Source organism: Tritonibacter aquimaris (genome assembly GCF_009617595.1).
Classification (GTDB): domain Bacteria; phylum Pseudomonadota; class Alphaproteobacteria; order Rhodobacterales; family Rhodobacteraceae; genus Epibacterium; species Epibacterium aquimaris.
This window is the reverse complement of the sequence record NZ_WIXK01000005.1, coordinates 358,021-379,280: the sequence shown is the minus strand read 5'-3', so window position 1 is coordinate 379,280 and position 21,260 is coordinate 358,021. Positions and strand designations below refer to the sequence as shown.

Here is a 21,260-nt window from a genome sequence, read left to right as displayed (position 1 = left end):
ACATGTTGTTGCTACGCCGCGATCACCAATGCGTCAAGCCTCCACATCGTTACCGAGCTGTCACGGCGGCGTCATGTGCACGTCACCTGCCCGCCTTACCCAATTGCGCAACAATCTTATCGCTGAGGTGTAAGATGGCAGTGCTTCGGATTAATGCGGTTGGCGAGACCCCTCATCTTCATGGCTCTCCCGCCTCAATAGATACAGTTCTGGATCAGGCAGCACAGGGCAGCGGCCCCGTCGTTTTGATGGTGCATGGGTTTAAGTATCAGCCCTACAGCCGCAAACACTGTCCGCATCGTCATATTTTCTCGCTCGATCCGGATCATATGCCGTGGAAGTCACCGTCATGGCCGCGCCAGCTTGGCTTTGGGCTTGGACATGCGGATGAGGGTCTGGCGATTGCCTTTGGCTGGCGTGCTCGCGGCACCTTGCAACAGGCACAAGGCCGCGCGATCCAGGCCGGACGTGCCATGGCCAAGGTAATTGCGCATCTTCAGCAGAAAAACCCAACCCGCCCAATTCATATCATTGGCCACTCTCTGGGGGCGGAAGTTGCCTTTGAGGCGCTGCATCACCTGCCGGAAAATGCTGTTGATCGAATCCTGTCGTTGACAGGTGCCAGCTATCAAAGCCGGGCGTTGCGCGCGTTGGAAACACCTGCTGGGCGCAGCGTGGAGTTGTTCAATGTCACCAGCCGCGAAAACGACCCTTATGATTACCTGTTTGAGCTGCTGACACGCGCCCCCAAACGAGGAGAGCGCGCCATTGGTCAAGGTCTCGCGGCACGTAATGCGCTGACGTTACAGATCGACTGTCTTGAAACGCTGGCAACGCTGGCCCGCAACGGCAGCAGCATCGCCAAACCACAGCGCCGGATCTGCCATTGGTCATCATACACCCGCGCGGGAACGTTAGGGTTTTACAAAAAACTCATGCGCAAACCTGCTGATCTGCCGCTGGCAGTGTTGCGTCAGGAATTGCCCGAGCAGCTCGACACCCGTTGGTCGCGCATTTTTGCACCGCGCCCACAACCTGAACCTCGGCCACTCTGGCAACAGCTCTAGGGGCACAGGCTACATTCGTTTTGCATTTGGCTCGGGATGGGAACAACACCCCTTTGATCCCACAGTGCAAAAACGTACAGACCGCGGTGATTAAATTAACATCGCCATGTTTGCTCGCAGTGCGCGCGATGCGTTCAGCCTTTCATGAGCGGGGCGTAAGAAACTGCTCCCTACGCTGCCGGTGACACCTTAATTGATGGGGCGCCGCACTCTACATCGGTCATCCGTTTCGCCAGATCATTAATACTACGGCGTCACACGCCGTGGTCGATCGCATCTCTTCGGTCTGAAAAAGTCTCTGCGGCAGACACCAACGCCTGTCTTCGCGGCAGGCTGTAGCAGTTTTGGCGCGCGTTGGGTGAATTCTGTTCGCTTAAGCCAATCTCTTGTCGATTCGACCCGTCTCATCCGCAGTCCACTGCCTCAATAAGAATACAGTTTCTCGTCTCACTGTCTCTGCTGACTACACATCACTGCGTTGGACGGAATGAACAGCGCGACCTAGGGACCCCAGGACAGCTCTCCCTTCATGCAGACAGTTAAATTGTACATTTTTAATAACTTAGCTCGATTAATTTAAAAATAGAAAATGCATTAGGTCAAATAAAAACAGAAACCAGGAGAGCCACTCAACTCATTAATAAACCATTAACAATTCATTAATATCTTATTTAAAAAGTTAATAACGCCAATAATCATTGCAAATAATCTGAATCCTCGCAAATGTGGCCAAAACAAGTTAATAATTTAAATCACTGCAAGCTTTCAATTGCGCTGATGGTGAAGGGATTCGATATGAAAACGCGTATTTTCTCAGCGGCAATAACACTACTTTTTGCAGCCAACTCTGCCCCAGCAGCCACTTATTATTTCGAACAAAATTACTCCGAAGGCGCTAAACTCAGTGGTTTTTTTGAGGCCGTGGATCTTGACGGCGACAATGTGCTGGGCAGCCGTTTTGACGAGGTCCAGTCGTTTACCGGGCGTTTCTCGGGCAACTCACGCGTGGCGGCTTTCACCTTCACCAATCTTCTGGGCTTGCTGGTCGATCTCAACAGCACTCCCATTCTGGGAGATGCGCTGCCTCGGGTGGACGAGTGGCTTCTCGCCTCAGACGTGGTCACTGGGGCCACCGTTTTGGTCAGCAGCCAGCCCTCTCTGCCAGGCTGCGATCCCATTGCCTGTGGGCTGATTGCCTCCAATACCGGGAGCGATAGCAGCACGGGCAATTTTGTGGTCGCCCAACAATCAAATAATGGATCAATCGCGCCAGTCCCGCTGCCTGCGACGGGCTTTTTGCTGTTTGGTGCATTGGCGGGTGGGCTTGCTCTGCTGCGTCGCAAGTCGTAGCCGATCCTGCCCATTTGGGTGATAGATCAACGAAATATCATTTTTCACAAACACAAAGTGGAACTAACCTGCTGGGCATATCAAGTTCACGTAGCGGTACCTTATGACGCCTATTGATCTCTATTACTGGCCCACACCCAACGGCTGGAAAATCTCCATCGCACTGGAAGAGTTTTCCCTGCCCTATCGCACCCAGCTGATTGATATCGGCCAGGGTGACCAGTTTGCGCCTGCGTTTTTGAGCATCGCGCCCAACAATCGCATGCCTGCCATTGTGGATCCTGAGGGGCCGGATGGCGCGCCGGTCAGCCTGTTTGAAAGCGGTGCGATCTTGCAATATCTTGTGCGTAAGACCGGCCAATTTGGGGGCGATACCCCGCGGGCGCAGGCCGAAGTCGAACAATGGCTAATGTGGCAGATGGGCGGACTCGGCCCAATGGCCGGACAAGCGCATCATTTCCTCAAATACGCCCCCGAAGACATCACCTACGCCAAGAACCGCTATCGCACAGAGGTTGCCCGGCTTTATGGCGTGCTTGATCGCAGGCTTTCGGATCGTGAATTTGTGGCGGGAGACAGCTATACGATCGCAGATATGGCGATCTGGCCCTGGGCATCGCTGTGGCAGGGGCAAGAGCAGGATCTGAGCGACAAACCAAATCTGGCACGTTGGCTACAAGACCTCTGGCAGCGCCCTGCTCTGCGCCGTGGGCGCGCATTGCATGCGGATCTGCGCAAGGACCGTTCTGACAGCTGGGTAGTCCAGGATCTCTTCACAAAATAGGCGCGACATTTGCCACGCCTTTCTTAATAATAATGTCGCGCCTCTGGCGCGTCAGGTTTAGCCGCGCCAAAGGCGCGGCCAGGCCCAACCGCAGCAGATCCGCAAGGATCGCACTGCAGGCGGGAGCTCAACCCTCTTCGCTGTCCTCAATCCCGTAGGTCTGAAACACTTTGGCATGGGCCATGAAAAAGACGAACATCGCTGCAGACAGACCAAAGGTCTTGAAATAAACCCAAGTCTCTTCGCTTTGGGTCCGCCAGATCAGCTCATTCAATACGGCCAGCGCAAGAAAGAAAAAACACAGATGCCGCGTCAGTATCATCCAGCCCGCATCCTGCATCGGCAAGGCTTCCTCCATCACCACCTTCAGATAGCTGCGCCCGCGCAAGAGCCCCACGCCCAGAATACCGCCAAAGAGCAGATAAATCATGGTCGGCTTCATCTTGAAAAACCGCTCATCATTGAACCAGATTGACAGCCCCCCAAAGACCACCACCAGAACCATCGTGGCGATCTGCATTTTTGACAGATGCCCGGTGAGTTTCCACAAGATCCCGGAACAGATCACCATCAAAGGTACAAACAGCGCCGTCACCACAATAAAGCCGCCGTATTCTGTGCCCCCAATGGTAAAGACCTCATCCTTCAGCTTGAGATAGCCGATGAAAAACAACAACACCGGGCCGAACTCCAGCGCGGGCTTTATCCAAGAGGCAGTTTTTTTCTCGCTCATCTGTTCACTTCCAGTTTTGCAGCACTCAGCCGCCCATTTCCACAATCACCGCGCCCAGCGCAATGAGCGCCATCAGGATCAATCGTCTTGGTCCAACGGTTTCTTTCAACACCACCCAGCCAATCAAGGCTGCAAACACGGTGGAGGTTTCGCGTAAGATGGCGGCTTCCCCAACTTTGTCCAGTCGTGTGGCCATCATAATTGAGCCAAAAGAGGCAAAAGCCACCAATCCACCAACAAAGCCACGCAACATCAGCGGTGGCAGGGCTGGGCGCGCGGCCATAGCACCCCAGCGCAGCGCGGCGATCCCCGGAAACACCAGCCCATCAATCATGAAAAACCACGCCAGAAAGGTAAAAGGATCCGCGGTTGCGCGAATACCATAAGCGTCATAGGTGGTATAAAGCGCCACAAACAGGCCGGTAACGCCCGCCAGTGCCAGCGCAACACCCAGCGTGTCACGATTGCTTTCAAGAAACAGGTAGTTGTAAAGCGCGAGCCCAAAAATCCCAGCAAGCAGCACCAGCACGCCAAGCCATTGGATCAGCGTGAACACCTCATCAAAGATCAAAAATGCGCCAATCACCGCAAACAAGGGCCCGGTGCCACGCACCACAGGATAGACCACCGTGTAGCTGCCTTTGGTATAAGCAAAGGCCTGCAAAAGCTTATAGGCCGTGTGGATCACAAAAGCGCCCAGGAAGATCAGCCACATATGCGGCTCGGGCCAGGGCACTACAAACAGCGCAAAAGGCGCAGCCATCACGCAATAGGCAAAATCAATCGCCCCGCGCGACAGCCACGGATCATGACGCCCCTTTTGCAGCGCGCCAAAGACCGCATGTAAAAACGCAGCGGACAGCGCAAGCACAAGTGCCAACTGGTGACCGGCCTCGGTCCCTTCCAAAGAGATCAGCCAGTCGCTCACATCTTAGCTCTTATCAAGGCCTGTAAGTGCTGCGGCAAATTCTTCGGGATCAAAGGGCTGCAGATCGTCGATCTGCTCTCCCACGCCAATCGCGTGGATCGGCAGGCCAAACTTATCCGCAAGCGCCACCAACACACCACCTTTGGCGGTGCCGTCGAGCTTGGTCATCACCAGCCCCGACACATCCGCAAGTTTCTGGAAGGTCTCAACCTGATTGAGCGCGTTTTGCCCAGTGGTTGCGTCCAGCACCAACAGCGTGTTGTGCGGCGCGGTTTCATCCTTTTTGCGGATAACGCGGACGATCTTGGCCAGCTCTTCCATCAGATCGGCGCGGTTTTGCAACCGGCCTGCGGTGTCGATCATCAAAAGATCCGCACCTTCTGCTTCGGCTTTGGTCATGGCGTCAAATGCAAGGCTTGCAGGATCAGACCCTTCCGGCGCGGTGAGCACCGGTACGCCTGCGCGGTCTCCCCAGACCTGCAGCTGTTCCACGGCGGCGGCGCGGAAGGTATCACCGGCAGCAATCACCACCGATTTCCCGGCGGCTTTGAACTGGCTGGCAAGCTTGCCGATGGTGGTGGTTTTACCCGCACCATTCACACCAACCACCAAAACCACCTGCGGGCGTTTTTCATAGATCGGCATGGGTTTGGCCACATGTTCCATCACCCGCGACACTTCTTGCGCCAAGAGTTCCTTGATTTCACGGCTGGACAGGCGTTTGCCAAGACGCCCCTCTGCCATGTTGGAGGTCACGCGCAAGGCGGTATCAACCCCCATATCAGCCGCGATCAGCAACTCTTCGAGCTGTTCGAGCATATCATCATCCAGCACCCGGCGCGGCTCATCCTTGGTGCCGCGACCGATGAGACGCCCCAGAAGGCCGGGGCCTTTGCTGGCTTCTTTCGGTTCTTCCTTGGGTTCCGCTTTGACGGTTTCAACCGGCTTTACGGGCGCTACGGGCTCGGCAGGTTGAACAGGTTCTGCGGGGGCAGGTGCCTCTTCGACCTTGGGCGCAGGAATAACCTCAGGTTCAGGCGCAGCTGGCGCACTGTCCGCGCCCTCTTCCACAATCGCATCAAGACCCTTCTCCAGTTTCGAAGAAGATTTGAACATCCGTTCCTTGAGCTTTGAGAAAAACGCCATTGAGCACTCCAGATCATGGTTTGCATTCCACCTAATGCGGAATGACGCGACATGCAAAGCCATGGGGCCAATGGATGAGAAAAAACCTATACCTGTTTGCGTTTTTGCACGAGCCGCCCCGTAAACGCGCAATGCAATATGACCACAGGACGCCTGTTAGAGCAGCCGGACACATAAATTCACCCGCAGTGGCGCAAAATCTGCCAAAGTCATTTCATGCGCGATTCTATTTTTATTGCTTTATTTTCAACCTGTGCCACCTGCTCTTTGGCGGAGCCACTGACCGGGCAGGCCTTTGACGCCTACACACAAGGCAAAACGCTGTTTTTCAATTCCCACGGCCAGCCTTACGGCGCAGAAACCTACCTGCGAAACCGACGCGTGCGCTGGTCCTATCTGGATGGCGATTGCAAGGAAGGCCATTGGTTCCCGGTCGGTGCACAGATCTGTTTCGTCTATGATGGCAATGACACCCCCCAGTGCTGGAATATGAACCTAAGCGACAGCGGGCTCAGTGCGATCATCGAAGATGAGAGCGGCCGAACCGAGCTGAATGAAGCTGCGGCAAACGGGCGGGAACAGATCTGCCCCGGCCCGGATGTGGGGGTGTAGCCTAAAACAGGCTGCCCTGCCCCGTATCTGCGGGGTTCACCGGTTTGGGTTTTGCTGGTTTGCTCTTTGCTGACGTGGTTTCACCAAGACTGGGGGCTGAAGGCTTCGGCGCGGAGCCAGCCTCGCCAACAACAAACACACCATCGCCAAATTCAATACTCAATGCGGCTGATGCCTCTGCGTCTGCGCGGCGTGTCACAATACCCGCATCATTGCGCACAACCGCATAGCCGCGTTCAAGCGTTGCTTTGTAGCTGAGGATTTCGAGCTGTCGCCCAGTTGCCACCAGCGCCTGCGCGCGACGATCAAGCCGGGTTTTCTGCGCCGCTTCAATGCGTTGCGCAAGGGTGTTGAGGCGTTCGCGTTTTTGGGTGAGATCGCGCTCAATCGGCCGGGTTGAAAGACGCGACGACAGGTTGCGCAGCTTATCCTGACGGGTACCAACAAAGGCCCGCAGGGTGCTAGGGCGCAGCGCTGCGGCGCGTTCGCTCAGCACCACGCGACGCCGTTGCACGCCAGAGATCAACGCATTGGGAAGACGGTCTGCCACCCGATCCAGCCGCTGACGCGGCGTTTCCAGCAGCACTTCAGGACGCGGCAAAGCGCGGGAGAGATCATTCAGGCGCTGGCGGCGCAGTTGTACTGTTTGACCGGCGGCGCGCGAAAGCCGCGCGCCCTGCTCCGACGTCCACGCCAACAGATCAAGCCGTACTGGCACCGCCAGCTCCGCCGCCGCCGTGGGTGTGGGCGCGCGTTTATCGGACACGAAATCTATCAAGGTGGTGTCGGTTTCATGGCCCACGGCTGATATCAGCGGGATCTCACTGGCGGCAGCTGCGCGGGCAACGATTTCCTCGTTAAACCCCCAAAGGTCTTCGATTGAACCACCGCCTCGGGCGACAATAATCAAATCCGGACGCGGCAGTGCACCACCGGGGCTGAGCTGGTTAAACCCTTCAATGGCGCGCGCGACCTCTGGCGCGCAGTTCTGCCCCTGTACCGCCACCGGCCAAACCAGAACCTTGCGCGGAAAACGATCGCGCAAACGATGCAGAATATCGCGGATCACCGCCCCCGAGGGTGAGGTCACAACCCCAATGAACTGGGGCAGAAACGGCAGCGGTTTTTTGCGCGCATCCGCAAACAGCCCCTCGGTTTCAAGCTGTTTCTTGCGCTTTTCCAAAAGCGCCATCAACGCGCCCTGCCCGGCAACCGCAACCTCATCCACATTCATATTGTATTTGGACTGCGCCCCAAAGGCAGTGAGCCGACCAGTGACAACCACCTCAAGCCCCTCTTCGGGAACAACCGACAATCCCGCGACTTGCCCTTTCCAGGTGGTGCAGGCCAGAACGGATTTTTCATCCTTGATGTCGTAATACAGATGGCCTGAGCGCGCTTTGAACACACGGCCAACCTCGCCCTTCACCCGAATACGACCAAAAGAGCCTTCCAATGTGCGCTTCACCTCACCGGAAAGTTCGGAGACAGTGAATTCAGGAGCATTTTGCCCCGGCTGGGGATCATCAAACAGGTCAGACATGGGGGATCAGGGCTCGGCGAATGGGATGGGTTCTTGTTTTAGGCTCGCGCGCAGCATATGACACGCCGCAAGCAAGGCCAAGCAGATCGGAGACAGCGCAATGAATATCCTCATCCTCGGCAGCGGCGGGCGCGAACATGCGCTGACATGGGCCGTGAAACAGAACCCAAAATGCGACAAGCTGATTGTGGCACCGGGAAACGCAGGCATTGCACAGATCGCCGAATGTGCGGATCTGGATATTCTTGATGGCGGCGCGGTTGCGCGTTTTTCCGAGGAAGAGGCCATTGATTTTGTGATTGTGGGCCCTGAGGCCCCGCTGGCCGAAGGGGTGGCGGATCGCCTGCGCGAAGCGGGCATTCTGGTCTTTGGTCCGTCAAAAGATGCAGCGCGGCTGGAAGCTTCCAAAAGCTTTACCAAGGAAATCTGCGACGCGGCCAATGCGCCCACCGCAGGCTATGGCCATTTCACCGATGCAGAGGCCGCCAAGGCACATGTACGCGAAAACGGCGCGCCGATTGTTGTCAAGGCCGATGGTCTGGCAGCGGGTAAAGGCGTGATTGTGGCGATGGATGAACAAACCGCGCTGGACGCCATTGATGACATGTTTGGCGGCGCTTTTGGTGGTGCCGGCGCAGAAGTGGTGATCGAAGAGTTCATGGAAGGCGAAGAAGCCTCGCTTTTTGTTCTGGTTGACGGCGAAGATGTGCTCTCGATCGGCACCGCGCAGGACCACAAACGCGTGGGCGAAGGTGACACCGGCCTGAACACCGGCGGCATGGGAGCCTATTCCCCTGCTCCGGTGCTGTCGGCTGAGATCGAAGCAAAAGCGATGGAAGAGATCGTGAAACCCACGATGAAAGCCATGGCGGATCGCGGCATGCCCTATCAGGGCGTTCTTTATGCCGGTCTGATGATCAAAGACGATCAGCCACGTCTGGTGGAATACAACGTGCGTTTCGGCGATCCGGAATGCCAGGTGCTGATGATGCGCCTGGGCGGTCAGGTGCTGGATCTGCTGCAAGCCACCGCCGAAGGTCGCCTGAAAGACGCGCAGGTGAACTGGGCCGACGACCACGCCATCACTGTGGTGATGGCAGCAAATGGCTATCCCGGTTCATATGAAAAAGGGACCGAGATCAAGGGCCTGGATGCGTTGCCAGAAGACAGCGAAAACATGGCATTTCACGCGGGCACCAAAGCCGAAGATGGCAAGGTTCTGGCCACTGGTGGGCGCGTTTTGAACATCACTGCGCGCGGCGACAATCTGCAAGAAGCCCGTGATCGCGCCTATGCGATGGTGGATCAGATCGACTGGCCGGAAGGGTTTGTCCGCCGCGATATCGGCTGGCGCGCGCTTTGATCTGATACGCGCCCATTTACACATTGAACTGCAGGCGGCATTTTACGCTGCCTGCAGTTCGCACAGTCGTCAGCGCACATCTCAAAGATGCCTTTCGCAAAGACGCCGCAACACTCCACAAAACATCAATAAAACAGGTTCAGAAACGCGACGTTTCACGCAAATTTCCTGACCGCGCGCTTTTTTCATACGCCTGCGCCGCTATAGTTTCTTCCACCCGCGTTTTGTTTTTCTAGCAGATGGAGTACCGATGGCCGCAGCGACATCCCAGCCAGGTTCCCCCCAAAAGGATACCACCCAGACTGCGCCCCAGATCCCAGCCCGCCCCCTGCTTGAAGCCGCATTTGATATGGCTCCTATTGGCCTGGTGGTGACTGAAAATCGCGTTCTGCGCGAATGCAATAACCGCTTTTGCGAGATGTTTGGCTATGAACGTGCGGAGATGATTGGCGAACTTTTTGCGTTTCTCTACCCCTCACGAGCCGAGTTTGAAAACATCACCCACCGAGGCCGTGAATGCCTGAGAAAAGGCACGCTCTATTGGGATGAACGGGTGATGCGGCGTAAAGATGGGGATTTGTTCTGGGTCCGGGTGCGCGGCCATAGCTTTACCCCCAATAGCCCATTGGCACATGCGGTCTGGAGCTTTGCCGACCTATCCGCCAGCCGCCCCTATCACCCGCTGACGCGACGCGAACGCGAAGTCTACACGCTGCTCGCGCAGGGGATGACCAGCAAGGAAATCGCCCGCGAGCTGAGCCTCAGCCACCGCACCATAGAAGTCCACCGGGCGCGGCTTTTGCGCAAAGTAGGGGTAAACAATACCGCTGCGCTGTTTTCATCACTGGGCGATATTTCCGGCGGCCATGTGGTGGGAAGCTAGCCCCGCAACGATCACAGCCGCCCTCAGCCCTCATAAGCGCGTGCGCGTTTCAGTCATCGCAGGCCAAAGCGCGTTTCAGTTCCGGATCTTTTTGAAACGCGCCAATCACCCGGCTCTTGAGCTGATCTGCCTGTAGCACGGTGGCCACGACGGACTGCCAATGGGCATCAGCGGTGATCAGCTCAACAGTATCGCCACAGCGGCGCAGACCTGAGGTAATGAAATCCTGACCGATCTGGTGGTTTGTCAGCCCTCGCAGCGCGGCGACTTCCACCAGTGCGCCATCCTGATAGCGCCAGATGCGCAGGGTTTTGGCCAGATGCGGGCGGTCGATATAGGCCAGCTCCACCAGGCCATCCCCATCCAGATCCGCAGCCCCAATCGGCGCAAGCCAGCGGTTTGAACGCCCGATGTGCGGCGTTTCTGCAATCTTTTTACCGCTGTGATCATAGATCGCAAGCTGGGCACCGCGCGCCATATCCGTTTCCACCACCATGACCTCGGCCTGACCATCAAGATCAATATCAACCAGCCGTGGTGCCAGATCTTCAAAGACGTGATCTTTGGGCAAGACCACCTCAATTGATCCCGCCGCAGATGTGATCCGCAGGCTGCCATATTCAATGGCATCCCCCAGCACCCCATGTGCATAGCGGCGGGTCGGCTGATCAAAGCTTGCAGCTGTTACCGTTTCGGCGGCAACAGCCCCAGCCGTCATCAGCCACAGGCTCAACATCAGCCCGGCGCGGCGCGCAAGAGCTGGCCTGTATTGATGCGGTAGACGCCGCGCTTTATTCCAGACCTCTGTCGAAAAAACCGGCATCTTCCATATCTCCGTTGTTACATCTGTTTTTCAGGCATGTGCACCACCAGACCATCCAGCGCGTCCGTCACCTTAAGCTGACAGGTCAGGCGCGAACGTGGCGGTTCGGGCTGAAAGGCGAAATCCAGCATATCTTCTTCCATGTCATCCATGGCGGGTACTTTTTCCACCCAATCCGGTGCCAGATAGGCATGGCACGTCGAACAGGCGCAAGCCCCGCCGCAATCTCCATCGATGCCGGGGATATTATTGTCACGCGCGCCTTCCATCACGGTGAGCCCATTGGCCACCTCCACAACATGTTCTGTGCCGCTGTGTTCGATGTAGGTGATTTTCGCCATTGTTCGTCTTCCCTTCCTCGGTACTTGCAAACGATGAGGCCCGATGCCCCTGATACAGCCCGTGATGCAACAGCTACACGGACAAAATTGCAATTGCCTAGGCTCATGCCCAAATTCATCCTGTATATGGTGACATTCCCCCAGAAAGATCAACCATCTGCACGTCGTTTTCGCATCTCTCTCATCCGGATGAGATCTGCGAAAAAGCGAATATGTGCCCATCAAACCCAAATCACACCAAGCACGCTCAGTTCGGCAGATCTGCATTTGCGCTTGCTTTGCGAGCGCGCCGCAACATTGGCTGTTTGCGCTGGCTAACAACATCGTCTAACCTCGCGCAAAACGAGCAGCGACCACGCAGAACTATCTCATAATCACATGTTGTTTATTCCCGCCACTTTTGCAAACGGACTGCGGATCGCAAGCCTTGTGCTGTGCTGTAGCGCCTGCACGGCCACGTTGCCGCCGGGGCAAACTGTGCGCAGCGCAGCTGTAAAAGCCCCGCCCGGCGCCGCAGCAGGCACGTGCTGGGACACTGAAATCATTCCCGCACGGATTGCCACGCTGACCCAGCAGGAGATCATCTCTCCGGCGCAGACAGATGCCAATGGTCTGGTGGTCGAGCCAGCAGTTGTGCGCACGGTGACCCGGCAGGTGGTGACCCAGCCGCGCCAGGAGCGCTGGTTTGAAACCCTGTGCCCGGCTGAACTGTCTCCGGATCTGCTTGCCTCGCTGCAAAGGGCGCTGAGCGCACGTGGGCATTATAGTGGCCCGGTCACTGGTCAGCGCGACCGTGCCACAAAAGACGCCATTTTAAAGTATCAAAGGCGTCAGGGCCTTGAAAGCGGCACCTTGTCACTTGAAAATGCGCGCAAACTTGGTTTGATTTCAGTTGCACGTTAACCTGGGCGCGACATCAGCCTGTGCTGCAGTATAACAGGTCGGCCTTCGACCAACCCATGGCCCATCTGCCATCACAAGGAGCGCCCATGGCGGAACTTCCTACAACCGGATTTCTTTCCGGCGCCTCAGACAGGCTGCGCGAGACTCTGAACCGTCAGGCGCAGGAAATGCAGCTCGCCCCCGGCGACACATTGTTTGAACAAGGTGACGAAGGCACCGCGCTTTATGCGGTGATCGATGGTGAGCTGGAACTGTCGATCCTGTCGTCCACCGGGCGTAGGCATATTCTGGATCGGATTTCTGCTGGTGCGGTGTTCGGTGAAATTGCGCTGTTTGATCCGGGGGTGCGCACAGCGACCGCCACCTCTGTCGGACGGTCCACCCTGCGCAGGCTTGATCGCAAAGACGTGTTGACCCAGCTGCAAAACCACCCGGAGCTGGCCGAAGACATGTTGCGGCTTGCTGGGCAGCGCATGCGTTGGATGAGCACCCAGCTCAATGAACAGGTCTTCTTGCCACTGCCGGTACGACTGGCGCGTAAACTTCTGCACCTGTCGCCAGAAGGGCAGAACGATTGGCTGAAACTGTCGCAGGCAGAGCTTGCAGAATATGTGGGCGCTACCCGCGAAGCGGTGTCCAAAACGCTGGCCGGATGGAAACGAAACTCTATTCTGGATATTCGCCGCGGTGGTGTTGAAATTCTCGATCATGCCGCGCTCGAAGAGCTGGCCGAACTGGATATGATTTAAGCCCGACCAGATCATCAGAACGAAAAAGGCCGCAGCATCTGTGCTGCGGCCTTTCTCATTCCGGCCCCATAATACGGGCCAATACGCGGGAGCCAGAAAGCTCCCACGCGATGTTAGTCGAGGTTCAGCGCAACGAAGCGTGGATCCCCATTGCGGCGCACCAGCAGCAGCAGTGACTTGCGACCTGCATCTTTGACCTCTTGGATGCGTTGCTCAAGCGCAGCAATGTCACCCACGGTCTGTTGACCGGCTTCGGTGATCACGTCACCCGCACGCAGGCCTTTTTCAAAGGCTTCTGATGCTTCATCAACCGACAGGATCACCAGCCCATCAACGTCACTCTCGACATTGAGTTCACCGCGCATCTCTTCGGTCAGGCTACCAATGGTCAGGCCCAGCAGCTCTTTTTCGCTGGTCTCAGGCTCAGAAGGGCTGCCATTTTCGGGTTGCTCATTGCGCTCTGCGTCTTCACGGCGGCCCAGGGTTACACGCAGGGTCTCGGTCTTGCCGTCACGGAAGACAACCACACGCACGGTTTTGCCCACTTCGGAATTGCCAACCTGGCGCACCAGGCCACGGGTATCTTCAACGTCAACGCCATCAAAGGTCAGGATTACGTCACCAGACAGCAGACCTGCTACCTTGGCTGGCCCTTCCGGCACATCGGTTACCAGCGCGCCTGCGGCATTTTCCAGCCCCATCGCTTCGGCCACATCAGGATCCACATCCTGAATGCGCACACCAAGCCAGCCGCGACGGGTTTCGCCGAACTCTTTCAGCTGTGCCACAACCTTGCTGACCACGTTGGAGGCCATGGAAAAGCCAATCCCGATTGAACCGCCATTGGGCGACAGGATGGCAGTGTTCACACCAATCACTTCGCCATCCATGTTAAACAGCGGACCACCGGAGTTGCCGCGGTTAATCGCTGCATCGGTCTGGATGTAGTCGTCATACTGACCCGAAAGCGCTCGGTTACGGGCCGAAACAATCCCTGCAGACACAGAGAAGCCCTGCCCCAGCGGGTTGCCCATGGCCAGAACCCAGTCACCTACCAGCGCCTCATCGCTATTACCAAACTGAACATAGCTTAGCGGCATTGGCGCTTCGACTTTCAGCAGGGCCAGATCGGTATTGCGATCGGTGCCCACAACGGTTGCAGGCAACAGCTCGCTTGGCTGGCCCTCGCCGGGGAAAAATTCAATCTCGATCTCATCTGCACCTTCAATCACGTGGTTGTTGGTGACAATGAAACCATCCTCGGAAATCACGAACCCCGACCCCAGCGCAGAGGAACGGCGCGCACGGCGGTCTTCGCCACCACGGTCTTGGAAATCACGGAACAGATCTTCCAGCGGTGAGCCTTCGGGCACGATGCCTTGCGGCCCTACACGACCTTCAACCACTGTCGAGGTGGTGATGTTTACAACAGCTGGGCTCACCTTTTGTGCAAGCGGAGCAAGGCTCTCGGGGCGCGCCTGTGCGCCCATCGCCTGAAGCAACATCAGTGCCACGGCCATCAGCGCCATGCTCAACATGCGCCAGGGTGCGCTAGGCCCGTTTGAATCTTGTGCAAAAGTAACTTGTGGCTGCACGGAACTACTCCTTGTCATAGCCAAATTCATCTTTGGTCAACGGTCGATGGCAGAATGAGGAACAGAAAACCCCGGCCCATGCATCGCCGTATGACATGCTCAAGCAATGTAGTGTCTCCAAACCGCCCTGCAACGCATGTTGCACAAATTCAAAACGAAGTGAAAGCGGTTGAAACAAGTTGAGACAGATATAAGTGCGGCGTCGGTGTAAACCGCGACCATTGAAGTAGACTTGGCAAGCGCCACGCCCCGCACATCCCAAAACCTCACTATCAAGGCTGCGCTGCCCGCAACAGCAATGTACGCGCAATCGCCTTATGAAATGGGGTGATCAGAAAGAGATAGACATATCCAAACCAATGTTTACGCCGCACCAATGTGGCCAATCGCACCCGCTGATCCGCACCGTTTTTGGGGGTTTCCACCACAACACGGAAATCCAGATGCCAGTCGTCAAAGCCACAAACCACCGCATCTGGCCCGCGATACAAGACGGGAAAAGCGCCCAGTTTTTCCCCATCGATTGAGATTTCACCGCCCTCTAGCCCAACCAGGCCCACGATTTTATTGCGCAAACTGGTGAGGGCACGCACCCAACGCGGCGGTGGCGCATCAAAGATGCGCGCAACAGCTCTGGTCGCATCCATACCCGCCTCTCCGCTTTTGACTTCGAAACAATCAACCCAATTGGCTTGTTCCAAATGCCTGCTCGGCAGCGGGTAGCTGATCTCCTGTATGTTTGTCGCGCCCATGCCATATACCTCCTAAAACACATAAAAAACGGGCAGCGCCAATTCATGCCTCACGCCCTTTCACCGCGAAATGGGGATGATCCCCGCAGATGCAATTGCGACAAAAAAACCGGCCCCCAAACGGGGCCGGTTCAAACATTCAAAACTGGTGAAGCCTTACTGGCCGTTGCCTGTCGCAGACTTCAAATAGTTGAAGAACTCACTGTCAGGTGACAGCACCATAGAAGAGTTTCCAGATTGCAGCGCCGCGGAATAAGCATTGAGCGAGCGATAGAATTCAAAGAATTCCGCATCCGCACCATAGGCCTCGGCAAAGATGCCGTTGCGCTGCGCATCCGCTTCACCGCGAATGACCTCGGCTTCGCGTTCGGCCTCAGAGACCAGCTCAACCTCGGTACGATCCGCCTGTGCGCGTACACGCTGGGCTGCTTCTTCACCACGGGCGATCTCGTCTGCGGCTTCACGTTCCCGTTCTGCACGCATACGGGCAAAGGTGGCTTCCAGGTTGGCTTGCGGCAAGTCGGTGCGTTTCAGGCGCACGTCGATCACCTCAAGGCCCAGAGAGCGCGCCTGTGCAATTGCACCGTTGCGGATCCGCAGCATAAGCGCGGCACGATCAGAAGACAGGATGTCGTTTGAGCTTACAGAACCCAGAACTTCACGCGTTTGGTCACGCATGATCTTGTCCAGACGACGTTCCGCACCAAAGACACCTTCGCCCGCAACCGCCTGACGGAATGCATCTACATCTGAAATGCGGTAGCGTGAGAATGCATCCACCACCAGACGACGATCATCAAGCGGGGTGATTTCCAGCGGGCCAACTTCGAGGCTCAGGATGCGGTCGTCATAGCGCACGACCTCATCGATAAACGGCGCTTTAAACGCAAGCCCCGGATCTTCCTGAACCTGAACCACACGACCAAAACGCAGTACCAGCGCCTTTTGGCGTTCGTCCACGATAAAGATCGAAGACAGAGCCAGGAACAGCGCCCCAGCAAGGAGAACGATCAACAGATTAGATTTACGCATCAGTTGCCCTCCGAGCCAGAACGGCGCAGTTCATTGAGCGGCAGGTAAGGCACAATGCCAGAGTTTCCGCCTGAGTTCTCATCCAGGATGATCTTGTCGACCCGGCCAAGAACCTCTTCCATGGTTTCCAGATAAAGACGCTTGCGCGTAACTTCTGGCGCCTTGGTGTATTCTTCCAGAACCGCGGTGAAACGGCTGGCTTCACCCGAAGCTTCGTTCACAACGCGTGCACGGTAGGCTTCGGCTTCTTCCAGAGTCTGCGCAGCCTGACCACGTGCCGCCGCGAGTTTGCGGTTGGCATAGGCATCAGCCTGCTTTTCCAGACGGTCGCGTTCCTGACCAGCAGATTGCACTTCGCGGAAGGCATCTTTTACCGGTTCTGGCGGATCGGCGCCATCGAAGTTAACCCGGACGATGTTCACACCGGAATCGTAGCTATCCAGCGTAGCCTGAATGAGTTCTTCCAGACGGTCACGGATCACACCACGGTCGCGGTTGAGGATCGGTGCAAGTTCGGACTGGGCGATAATTTCACGCATTGCCGATTCAGAAACCGCGTTAATCGTTGTCTGCGCATCCCGAAGGTTGAACAGGAACTTCGCTGGATCCGAAATATTCCAAACCACCTGGAAATCCACATCAATGATGTTTTCATCCCCGGTCAGCATCAAGCCGGCGTCAGAACCACGCGAGCCTGCGCCGATGTTTTCGACCTGCTCAACCCGAACCTGCAGCACTTCGCGCGTAACCAGAGGCCAGGGCGCAAAGTTCAGACCAGGCTGGCCAGTTTGTGAATATTCACCCAGGAACAATTCAACCGATTGTTCTTCTGGTTTCACGGTGTAGATGCTGCCAAAGATCCAGAGACCGGCCGCGACAACCGCACCAAGTGCAGCGGTGCCTTTGGTAAACAGTGGAGCACCACCGCCGCCATTACCACCACGTGAGCCGCCGCCGTTTCCGCCGCCGCGACCGCCCATCAGGACGCGCAGCTGCTCTTGGCCTTTTTTCATCAGCTCATCGATTTCGGGGATCTGGGGATCATCCGGGCGACGGCCACCATTGTTGTTGCCGCCTCCGTTGTTATTGCCCCGGTTACCTCCCCCAGAAGAGCCTCCGCCGCCCCAGGGGCCACCATTATTGCCCGCCATATGTCTCCTATCCCTTAAGAGTTCCACCGTTCAGGTGATTGGCCGCCCGCATGGCGGCCTCTCTGTAACCTGAACGTTTTTTTTCAATTTTCAAGTTTCACGCACCGGTGTTTTCATTGTTACCAGTTCTTCCGACATGGTTGGGTGAACTGCAACAGTACGATCAAAATCTTCTTTGGTTGCGCCCATTTTTACGGCGATACCCGCAAGCTGGATCATCTCACCCGCGCCCGGCGCAACAATGTGACATCCCAGCACCTTACGCGAGGCCTTGGAAACCACCAGTTTCATCATCACCTTGGCTGCACGCCCAGCAAAGCTTTGCTGCATTGGCTTGAATGAGGTGGAATAGACCTCGATCGGCTCCTGTTTGGCCGCGTCTTCTTCTGAAAGGCCCACGGTGCCCATTTCTGGCTGGGTAAAGATCGCCGTTGGGATCAGATCGTGATCCGGGCTGGTGGGGTTGCCGTTGAACACGGTTTCGACAAAAGCCATGCCTTCGCGGATCGCAACCGGGGTGAGGTTTGCACGGTCCGTCACATCACCCACCGCATAGATCGAAGGCACTTTGGTCTGACTATAGGCATCAACCTTAACCTCACCTTTTGAGCCAAGCTCAACCCCCAGTTCTTCAAGGCCAAGCCCGTTGGAATTGGGTGCGCGACCGGTGGCATACATCACCACATCAAAGCTGGTTTCGCGCCCCTTAGTATCGGTGACGCGGATCTTGTCGCCGTCTTTCACCATGGAGACCACATTAGTCTCAACCTGGAGATCAACGCCTGCTTCGATCATGCCCGCGGCAACGGTGTTGCGCGCCTCATCGTCAAAGCCGCGCAGAATTTGTGGGCCGCGATAGAACTGCGTGGTTTTAACACCCAACCCATTCATGATGCCTGCAAATTCAGATGCGATATAGCCGCCGCCCACGATCAGGATGTTTTCGGGCAGCTGTTTCAGATGGAAGATCTCATTTGAGGTGATCGCCAGCTCATGACCGGGGAATTCAGGAACTGTTGGCCAGCCGCCTGTTGCCACCAGAATATGTTTGGCAGTTTTTTTGGTGCCATCCGCCAGTTCAACGGTATGTGCATCAAACAGCTTGGCCCGCTGATCATGACTTTCCACGCCGGAATTGGCCAAAAGGTTGCGGTAGATCCCTTCCAACCGGTCAAGCTCGGCATTCAATTTGCCGCTGAACGCATTCCAGTCGAAACCGTTTTCGGTGATGTCCCAGCCATAGGCACGACCATCTTCGACCATGCTTGGATACTCAGAGGCGTAAACCATCAGTTTTTTTGGCACACAGCCGCGAATAACGCAGGTGCCGCCATAGCGGCTCTCTTCGGCGAGGCCGACCTTGGCGCCACCACCAGCAGCCACCCGCGCCGCGCGCACACCACCGGAACCGCCACCAATTACAAACAGATCGTAGTCAAAGCTCATGACCATTGCCCCTTCAAAGTCCTATAGACGTATCCCACACTGGAACACCAATTGCCATACGCCCAGTTGGGCGTTTTGACCCAGGTTTCAACCAGCTGCAGCCAATGCACCAGATTTAACGCTGTGTTTTGCCCAGATAGTCGCAAACTTGTGAAGAGGATGTAAAAATCTGCACCTCAGTGCAGATCATGCGGCCTGTCACATCGCCCTCTGGGCTGCTGGCTGCAGGGGCGATCCCAGCCCGGCCAATAGTGGTTGAGCGCGGCAAAAAACGCGCGCCGCTGTGCATTGTCGCGCTCAGGCATAATCAGCGGCAGGCTGGCGCGGTTGCCGTCGTTATCCCAGAACACAAGCTTCGCAGGAGAGCGCAACCCGCCCCGACGCGGATCATAGGCCTCGATACAGGCCACATCCCGCCAGCGCACCCACATGCCATTCCAGTGGTGATTTGCGGATTGAATGCCAAAATCTGACACGATCAATACTGTTTCAGGCCCCGAACCCGGGAGCAGATGATACTGCACCCCGATGATCGCGGCCCCCACAAGCCAACCCAAAACGGCAATGCGATCCGGCGCCCACTCCGTACCATGCATGGACACAAAATAGAGTTGTAGCAAAAAGAGCCCGACCCAAAGCACTGCGCAAAAGATCAATAACCACATCTGCAGACCACCGCGGTGCCGCGTCACAACAACTTGTGGTGCGTCTTTGTGTTTTTTTGTGGGATGAGAAGGCATTAGCTCGGCACGACGATCACTTTACTACAAGTGCCTCATCATGAAAAATGACACAGGTAATTACAACTAAAAGATGATCAATTTCACAGATTAAGGAAATTATCCCACTGGTGTGACACAGAAACACTGCACCAGGTGCGCGCACCACTCACGTTGAACCGATACAGAGGCAGGCCAATATGCGCAGCTGCCCCCGCAAGCCAAACTTGCAACTGCGCTCGGAGTACAAAACAGGCCCCTACACATCTGTTCAGTCGATCAAATCACCAAACAGATTGTCTTCTTCTGCAAAATCAAGCCGATCCCGCTCCTCGGTGCCTTCATTTATGTCACGCACCACCACTGTGCCATCGCCGTGACCGATCACCACCCGGTCGCAGATATCGATGAAGAGGCCGTTCTCGATCACCCCGGGGATTTGATTGAGCACCAACGCCAGCTGGCGGGCATTGCCGATCCGATTGAGGTGGAGATCTAGGATATAATTGCCCTCATCACTAATAAATGGATCAGAACCGTTCATCCGCAGCGTGGACGTGCGCCCCAAAACATCCATCGAGACCAGCGTCTCTTCCAAGAGGGCCTGGCTGGTCTGCCAACCAAAAGGCAGCACCTCAACCGGCAAGGGAAAAGCGCCAAGCGTATCAACAGCCTTGCCCGCATCGGCAATCACCACCATCTGATCAGACGCGGTTGCAACGATCTTTTCCTGCAGGTGCGCGCCACCGCCACCTTTGATCAGGTTGAGATCATGATCAAACTCATCTGCTCCATCGATGGTAAGATCCAGCCACTTGGCATCATCCAATGTGACCACGTTGAGACCAAGCTCGCGCGCCATATTGGCCGTGCGTGCTGAGGTTGGCACCGCTGAAATCCTCAGCCCATCCTCTTGCACCATTTGTGCCAGACACCGCACAAGCCAAGCGGTGGTAGACCCGGTGCCCAGCCCCAGTCGCATACCATCTTCCACCATATCTGCCGCCCGTTTGGCTGCGACAAATTTTGCCTTGTCGATAGGGGAAAGATCGCTGCTCATCGCGTATACTCCATCGCTTGCTGTCAATTGATACATAGGCGTTTATAGCCTCTCAAGCGAGCACTCATAGGAGCGCTATACGCAAAAATACGATATACCAAATATATGCGTGTGCCCTTTTGCAGGCAGTCACCTATGCGCCTGCATAGACCCCCAGTCCCCCTTCCAAGAGCCTGCCCCCCATAGGCCCAACTCATCGTTGGCTTGAACGGCACGCAAACGGTGTAGCGCCGATCGCTTTGGGCAAAGCCCTAAGCGAAACCACCCTTGCAATGAAGCG

General features: G+C 56.2%; 21 protein-coding genes. 8 read left to right on the top strand and 13 right to left on the bottom strand.

The features are described 5' to 3' along the window. The first annotated feature begins 134 nt into the window (after positions 1 to 134). The 3 genes from GG681_RS12210 (at position 135) to GG681_RS12200 (ending at position 3,201) form a co-directional block, all read left to right on the top strand. A complete protein-coding gene (locus GG681_RS12210; protein WP_153548280.1) occupies positions 135 to 1,067 on the top strand; it encodes a DUF726 domain-containing protein in 933 nt (310 codons plus the stop codon). 723 nt (positions 1,068 to 1,790) lie between these two features. Further along, positions 1,791 to 2,417 (top strand): hypothetical protein, encoded by a 627-nt coding sequence (locus GG681_RS12205; protein ID WP_153548279.1) that lies wholly within the window; start codon positions 1,791 to 1,793, stop codon positions 2,415 to 2,417. Between the two features lie 103 nt (positions 2,418 to 2,520). Next, positions 2,521 to 3,201, top strand: coding sequence for a glutathione binding-like protein (locus GG681_RS12200; protein WP_153548278.1), 681 nt, complete (start codon positions 2,521 to 2,523; stop codon positions 3,199 to 3,201). Positions 3,202 to 3,328: 127 nt separating this feature from the next. On the opposite strand, the gene GG681_RS12195 is transcribed toward GG681_RS12200, so the two are convergent. Genes GG681_RS12195 through ftsY form a run of 3 tightly spaced genes read right to left on the bottom strand, consistent with a single transcriptional unit; the run spans position 3,329 to position 6,008 of the window. Continuing rightward, a complete protein-coding gene (locus GG681_RS12195) occupies positions 3,329 to 3,934 on the bottom strand; it encodes an inner membrane-spanning protein YciB (RefSeq protein WP_153548277.1) in 606 nt (201 codons plus the stop codon). A gap of 25 nt (positions 3,935 to 3,959) precedes the next feature. Further along, a complete protein-coding gene (locus GG681_RS12190) occupies positions 3,960 to 4,862 on the bottom strand; it encodes a DMT family transporter (RefSeq protein WP_328593370.1) in 903 nt (300 codons plus the stop codon). A gap of 3 nt (positions 4,863 to 4,865) precedes the next feature. Further along, positions 4,866 to 6,008, bottom strand: a complete 1,143-nt coding sequence (gene ftsY, locus GG681_RS12185; protein WP_153548276.1) for a signal recognition particle-docking protein FtsY — start codon at positions 6,006 to 6,008, stop codon at positions 4,866 to 4,868. 216 nt (positions 6,009 to 6,224) lie between these two features. Here ftsY and GG681_RS12180 point away from each other — a divergent pair, with 216 nt between their 5' ends. Beyond that, entirely contained in the window at positions 6,225 to 6,620 is a 396-nt protein-coding gene (locus GG681_RS12180) for a hypothetical protein (protein WP_153548275.1), read from the top strand. Between the two features lies 1 nt (position 6,621). On the opposite strand, the gene xseA is transcribed toward GG681_RS12180, so the two are convergent. Next, positions 6,622 to 8,163: an exodeoxyribonuclease VII large subunit gene (xseA, locus tag GG681_RS12175; RefSeq protein ID WP_153548274.1), complete on the bottom strand. Its 1,542-nt coding sequence runs from the start codon at positions 8,161 to 8,163 to the stop codon at positions 6,622 to 6,624. A 100-nt stretch (positions 8,164 to 8,263) separates the two neighbouring features. Between xseA and purD the strand changes: the two genes are divergently transcribed. Further along, complete coding sequence (purD, locus tag GG681_RS12170; RefSeq protein ID WP_153548273.1) at positions 8,264 to 9,526, top strand: phosphoribosylamine--glycine ligase; 1,263 nt, start codon at positions 8,264 to 8,266, stop codon at positions 9,524 to 9,526. Between the two features lie 250 nt (positions 9,527 to 9,776). Continuing rightward, a complete protein-coding gene (locus GG681_RS12165) occupies positions 9,777 to 10,409 on the top strand; it encodes a LuxR C-terminal-related transcriptional regulator (protein ID WP_153548272.1) in 633 nt (210 codons plus the stop codon). A 49-nt stretch (positions 10,410 to 10,458) separates the two neighbouring features. Here the strand turns inward: GG681_RS12165 and GG681_RS12160 are convergent, their stop codons facing one another. Continuing rightward, positions 10,459 to 11,232 carry an FG-GAP repeat domain-containing protein gene (locus GG681_RS12160; RefSeq protein WP_408057666.1) on the bottom strand — a complete coding sequence of 258 codons (774 nt, stop codon included), beginning with the start codon at positions 11,230 to 11,232 and terminating at the stop codon, positions 10,459 to 10,461. A gap of 17 nt (positions 11,233 to 11,249) precedes the next feature. After that, positions 11,250 to 11,573, bottom strand: coding sequence for a 2Fe-2S iron-sulfur cluster-binding protein (locus GG681_RS12155; RefSeq protein ID WP_153548271.1), 324 nt, complete (start codon positions 11,571 to 11,573; stop codon positions 11,250 to 11,252). Positions 11,574 to 11,951: 378 nt separating this feature from the next. Here GG681_RS12155 and GG681_RS12150 point away from each other — a divergent pair, with 378 nt between their 5' ends. Next, positions 11,952 to 12,476, top strand: coding sequence for a peptidoglycan-binding domain-containing protein (locus GG681_RS12150; protein WP_153548270.1), 525 nt, complete (start codon positions 11,952 to 11,954; stop codon positions 12,474 to 12,476). Between the two features lie 86 nt (positions 12,477 to 12,562). Beyond that, positions 12,563 to 13,225: a Crp/Fnr family transcriptional regulator gene (locus GG681_RS12145; RefSeq protein ID WP_153548269.1), complete on the top strand. Its 663-nt coding sequence runs from the start codon at positions 12,563 to 12,565 to the stop codon at positions 13,223 to 13,225. A 113-nt stretch (positions 13,226 to 13,338) separates the two neighbouring features. Here the strand turns inward: GG681_RS12145 and GG681_RS12140 are convergent, their stop codons facing one another. From GG681_RS12140 to rpiA, 7 genes are all read right to left on the bottom strand, one after another. Continuing rightward, positions 13,339 to 14,763 carry a Do family serine endopeptidase gene (locus GG681_RS12140; RefSeq protein ID WP_235899926.1) on the bottom strand — a complete coding sequence of 475 codons (1,425 nt, stop codon included), beginning with the start codon at positions 14,761 to 14,763 and terminating at the stop codon, positions 13,339 to 13,341. A 329-nt stretch (positions 14,764 to 15,092) separates the two neighbouring features. After that, on the bottom strand, positions 15,093 to 15,572 hold the full coding sequence (locus GG681_RS12135) for a DUF2867 domain-containing protein (RefSeq protein WP_153548267.1): 480 nt from the start codon (positions 15,570 to 15,572) through the stop codon (positions 15,093 to 15,095). 156 nt (positions 15,573 to 15,728) lie between these two features. Then, positions 15,729 to 16,604, bottom strand: coding sequence for a protease modulator HflC (hflC, locus tag GG681_RS12130; protein WP_153548266.1), 876 nt, complete (start codon positions 16,602 to 16,604; stop codon positions 15,729 to 15,731). Further along, positions 16,604 to 17,755 (bottom strand): FtsH protease activity modulator HflK, encoded by a 1,152-nt coding sequence (gene hflK, locus GG681_RS12125; RefSeq protein ID WP_153548265.1) that lies wholly within the window; start codon positions 17,753 to 17,755, stop codon positions 16,604 to 16,606. The genes hflC and hflK overlap by 1 nt, the downstream gene beginning before the upstream one ends. A gap of 90 nt (positions 17,756 to 17,845) precedes the next feature. Continuing rightward, positions 17,846 to 19,201, bottom strand: coding sequence for a glutathione-disulfide reductase (gene gor / locus GG681_RS12120; RefSeq protein WP_153548264.1), 1,356 nt, complete (start codon positions 19,199 to 19,201; stop codon positions 17,846 to 17,848). 176 nt (positions 19,202 to 19,377) lie between these two features. Continuing rightward, positions 19,378 to 19,866, bottom strand: a complete 489-nt coding sequence (locus GG681_RS12115) for a hypothetical protein (RefSeq protein ID WP_153548263.1) — start codon at positions 19,864 to 19,866, stop codon at positions 19,378 to 19,380. Positions 19,867 to 20,191: 325 nt separating this feature from the next. Next, on the bottom strand, positions 20,192 to 20,980 hold the full coding sequence (gene rpiA, locus GG681_RS12110) for a ribose-5-phosphate isomerase RpiA (protein WP_153548262.1): 789 nt from the start codon (positions 20,978 to 20,980) through the stop codon (positions 20,192 to 20,194). Positions 20,981 to 21,260 lie beyond the last annotated feature (280 nt).

Bases quoted from the DNA above. Each gene is read 5' to 3' on its own strand.
- hflK (WP_153548265.1), bottom strand. From the start codon at position 17,755: ATGGCGGGCAATAATGGTGGCCCCTGGGGCGGCGGAGGCTCTTCTGGG.
- GG681_RS12140 (WP_235899926.1), bottom strand. From the start codon at position 14,763: ATGTTGAGCATGGCGCTGATGGCCGTGGCACTGATGTTGCTTCAGGCG.
- GG681_RS12205 (WP_153548279.1), top strand. From the start codon at position 1,791: ATGTGGCCAAAACAAGTTAATAATTTAAATCACTGCAAGCTTTCAATT.
- hflC (WP_153548266.1), bottom strand. From the start codon at position 16,604: ATGCGTAAATCTAATCTGTTGATCGTTCTCCTTGCTGGGGCGCTGTTC.
- gor (WP_153548264.1), bottom strand. From the start codon at position 19,201: ATGAGCTTTGACTACGATCTGTTTGTAATTGGTGGCGGTTCCGGTGGT.
- GG681_RS12115 (WP_153548263.1), bottom strand. From the start codon at position 19,866: ATGTGGTTATTGATCTTTTGCGCAGTGCTTTGGGTCGGGCTCTTTTTG.
- GG681_RS12155 (WP_153548271.1), bottom strand. From the start codon at position 11,573: ATGGCGAAAATCACCTACATCGAACACAGCGGCACAGAACATGTTGTG.
- GG681_RS12195 (WP_153548277.1), bottom strand. From the start codon at position 3,934: ATGAGCGAGAAAAAAACTGCCTCTTGGATAAAGCCCGCGCTGGAGTTC.
- ftsY (WP_153548276.1), bottom strand. From the start codon at position 6,008: ATGGCGTTTTTCTCAAAGCTCAAGGAACGGATGTTCAAATCTTCTTCG.
- GG681_RS12180 (WP_153548275.1), top strand. From the start codon at position 6,225: ATGCGCGATTCTATTTTTATTGCTTTATTTTCAACCTGTGCCACCTGC.
- GG681_RS12135 (WP_153548267.1), bottom strand. From the start codon at position 15,572: ATGGGCGCGACAAACATACAGGAGATCAGCTACCCGCTGCCGAGCAGG.
- GG681_RS12210 (WP_153548280.1), top strand. From the start codon at position 135: ATGGCAGTGCTTCGGATTAATGCGGTTGGCGAGACCCCTCATCTTCAT.
- GG681_RS12160 (WP_408057666.1), bottom strand. From the start codon at position 11,232: ATGCCGGTTTTTTCGACAGAGGTCTGGAATAAAGCGCGGCGTCTACCG.
- GG681_RS12150 (WP_153548270.1), top strand. From the start codon at position 11,952: ATGTTGTTTATTCCCGCCACTTTTGCAAACGGACTGCGGATCGCAAGC.
- GG681_RS12145 (WP_153548269.1), top strand. From the start codon at position 12,563: ATGGCGGAACTTCCTACAACCGGATTTCTTTCCGGCGCCTCAGACAGG.
- purD (WP_153548273.1), top strand. From the start codon at position 8,264: ATGAATATCCTCATCCTCGGCAGCGGCGGGCGCGAACATGCGCTGACA.
- GG681_RS12200 (WP_153548278.1), top strand. From the start codon at position 2,521: ATGACGCCTATTGATCTCTATTACTGGCCCACACCCAACGGCTGGAAA.
- rpiA (WP_153548262.1), bottom strand. From the start codon at position 20,980: ATGAGCAGCGATCTTTCCCCTATCGACAAGGCAAAATTTGTCGCAGCC.
- GG681_RS12165 (WP_153548272.1), top strand. From the start codon at position 9,777: ATGGCCGCAGCGACATCCCAGCCAGGTTCCCCCCAAAAGGATACCACC.
- xseA (WP_153548274.1), bottom strand. From the start codon at position 8,163: ATGTCTGACCTGTTTGATGATCCCCAGCCGGGGCAAAATGCTCCTGAA.